Source organism: Acinetobacter sp. T_3_1 (genome assembly GCF_025377055.1).
In the GTDB taxonomy this organism is placed as follows: Bacteria; Pseudomonadota; Gammaproteobacteria; order Pseudomonadales; family Moraxellaceae; genus Acinetobacter; species Acinetobacter kookii.
In genome coordinates this window covers 6843-9476 of record NZ_JACHVD010000032.1, presented here as the reverse complement: position 1 = coordinate 9476, position 2634 = coordinate 6843, and the positions used below count along the sequence as shown (strand labels likewise).

At 36.0% G+C, this 2634-nt stretch carries 2 protein-coding genes and 1 pseudogene; 1 reads left to right on the top strand and 2 read right to left on the bottom strand.

Annotated elements, in window-relative coordinates:
* Positions 1–816: SulP family inorganic anion transporter (locus H4I94_RS15665; RefSeq protein ID WP_261183679.1), on the top strand; the 816-nt coding region annotated here is incomplete at its 5' end.
* A 166-nt stretch (positions 817–982) separates the two neighbouring features.
* Here the strand turns inward: H4I94_RS15665 and H4I94_RS15660 are convergent.
* Positions 983–1378 (bottom strand): annotated as a pseudogene (locus H4I94_RS15660) (plasmid replication DNA-binding protein); the annotation flags it as partial.
* Positions 1379–1456: 78 nt separating this feature from the next.
* Positions 1457–2386 carry a replication initiation protein RepM gene (repM, locus tag H4I94_RS15655; protein WP_261183678.1) on the bottom strand — a complete coding sequence of 310 codons (930 nt, stop codon included), beginning with the start codon at positions 2384–2386 and terminating at the stop codon, positions 1457–1459.
* Positions 2387–2634 lie beyond the last annotated feature (248 nt).

Here is a 2634-nt window from a genome sequence, read left to right as displayed (position 1 = left end):
TTGAATATTGAAACATTGATGATTATTTTGCCTTATTCGGTAGCACTGGCGGCTGTAGGTTTACTTGAATCGATGATGACAGCAACTATCGTGGATGAAATGACAGATACGCCAAGTGATAAATATCAGGAATGTAAGGGACAAGGGATTGCGAATATTGCTTCTGGCTTTATGGGTGGCATGGCCGGTTGTGCCATGATTGGCCAATCTATGATTAACGTAAAATCAGGCGGCCTTACACGCTTATCAACATTCTCTGCGGGTATTTTTCTTCTTATTCTGGTTGTATTTATTAGCGACTGGCTCAAAGTGATTCCAATGGCTGCATTGGTAGCGGTAATGATCATGGTCTCTATTAGTACTTTTGAATGGCGTTCTGTCACTCAGTTAAAAGATAATCCTAAGAGTAGTAATATCGTCATGATTGCGACAGTGATTGTAGTTGTTGCTACGCATAACTTGGCTCTAGGTGTATTAACGGGCGTTTTGCTTTCAGCCTTGTTCTTGGCGAATAAACTTGAAAATGATATCCAGGTGACAGCTTCTTTTGATGGAACGGACCGTTTGTATGATTTGAGAGGTCAGATCTTCTTTAGTTCTTCTGAAAAATTCATGCAAGGTTTTGACTTTAAAGAGGATGTAAAGGATGTGATTATTGATTTGACCCATTCTCACATTTGGGACGTAACATCAGTCGCCATGCTTGATTCTGTTGTAAATAAATTTCAAAAGAATGGTGTGAATGTCACTGTGCGTGGCTTAAATGAAGCCAGCTCTATCATGATTGATAAGTATGGAACACATGCCAGAATCTAAGTGAAGGAGACTCTACATTTATGTAGAATCTCTAAAATTAACATAATACACCTTATACGAAATGCGTTATAATTCCACTTAGAAATCAATGCTGTAGTTTCTAGTTGATAGCCCATCTTCCCCAAGGTGGGTTTTTTTTATGATTTTTCACGTTCCCCGCCTATTNTACCTCTTCTTTCATTTCTACAATGGGAGCTGATTTAGGGAGTTCGAGTTCACTAGGGTCTTGGATCTTTGGTTTGGGTGCTTCCAGTAGACGTTGCATCGTCTCAATTTGATTTTGATAAAAGGATTCACGCTCTTTTGCATCATCAAGCTGATTTTTTAGCATGTCTATCTGTTGCCTAAGTAGTAAAACTTCTGCCGAATTTGGACTGTCTATTTTTACAGACTCTTTTACATCTAGTTTTTTTGAAGGTTCGCCAAAAACACGGATAGCTTCAGCCAGATCAATTTTATTATCAGAATTTTTACTTCAAATTCCTTTCTTTATGTTGTTGTAAATCGTATGTCTATTGATATTGTAAAGCTTAGAAAGCTCAAGAACTGTAAGGCTTTTCATGCTGTAAATCTATGCCTAACTCTGTCAAAAGTTGTTGTCTATGAGACTGCCTAATAGACAAATGATCAAGTATAAATGTTAGGCAGCTTGATAGCCAACTTTTTGAAGATAAGTGAATAATTCTTGGTATTTTTCACTATCTTGAAGCATTTCAGCAATACGTATAGCGAAGTGTGGATAGCTTTCTGTACCCTGAGAATACTTACCCATTTCTGGTAGTTCGGAAAGTTTAGTAGCGAATAAGTGGCGCTGCTTATCTGTCATTCTCGAGACCAGATCAGTTGTATTAGGATATCTATTAGTTTCTATAGATCGAATAGTTGCTTTCTTTGGCTTAAAGCTAAAAGAAAATCCTGAGATTGAACGACCTTTTTTATGTTGTTCGTATTTAACAGTGATATCTGAAAATTCGTTGATTTGATCTACTGCAATATCTAAAACACGTCTCTTAAATGCTTCCATTCGAGTGTATTCGTTAATCCCTATACCAAGTTGGCTTCGAAATTTATTTAATTCATAAACAGGCGTTTTCCCTACAGACTTCCATTGCATTAAGAGTTCATAAAGACGTACTGCATAAACGCTATTGAAGTCAGCAGTTTTTTTCAAATGATAACTAGTACAGTACTGTTCAAACCCATCTATTTTAGTGACATGGTCAATTACCACACGAGTTAAGGTAACTAAAATTCTTGCTTCACCCTTCCGATAATTAGCATCTTGAATCCAGCGACTTTTTGTTAAAGTTCCATCTTCATTAGTAATCGTAAATTGTCTTTTAAAAAGAGAATCTTCTGCTTCAATTAACGCTAGATAAGCTGCATCTGGAGAAACGTTAAATGCTTTAGCATATCTAAGAGCATTTAATTCTAAAGGTTCATCTGTTGATAATCCTTGTCCAGTCTCACGAGCGTCTCCAATTGCGAGCTGAAGTAAACGGGTTTCGCTTAACGTAAGTGTCTGTAAAGCTTGTACAAGTTTATTAGATTTTACGACTAAGTCTGTCATGTCATTCTATTTAGCAACAATCTTATTGTGTTGCTATAACAACATAATAAATATTTGTTGTCAAATACCGAGGAAACGTTGCTATATAACCGAGGAAACGTTGCTATATAACCGAGGAAACGTTGCTATATAACCGAGGAAACGTTGCTATATAAAGCTTGAAAGTCTTATAAATAAAAGGATTCAGTCGAGTTAAAAACATTTAAAAAATTTAAAAAATAATTAAAAGCATATTTCATGAAAAATTG

What these genes read in the sequence shown, in the direction of transcription:
- repM (WP_261183678.1), bottom strand. Translation starts at nt 2,386, where the DNA reads ATGACAGACTTAGTCGTAAAATCTAATAAACTTGTACAAGCTTTACAG.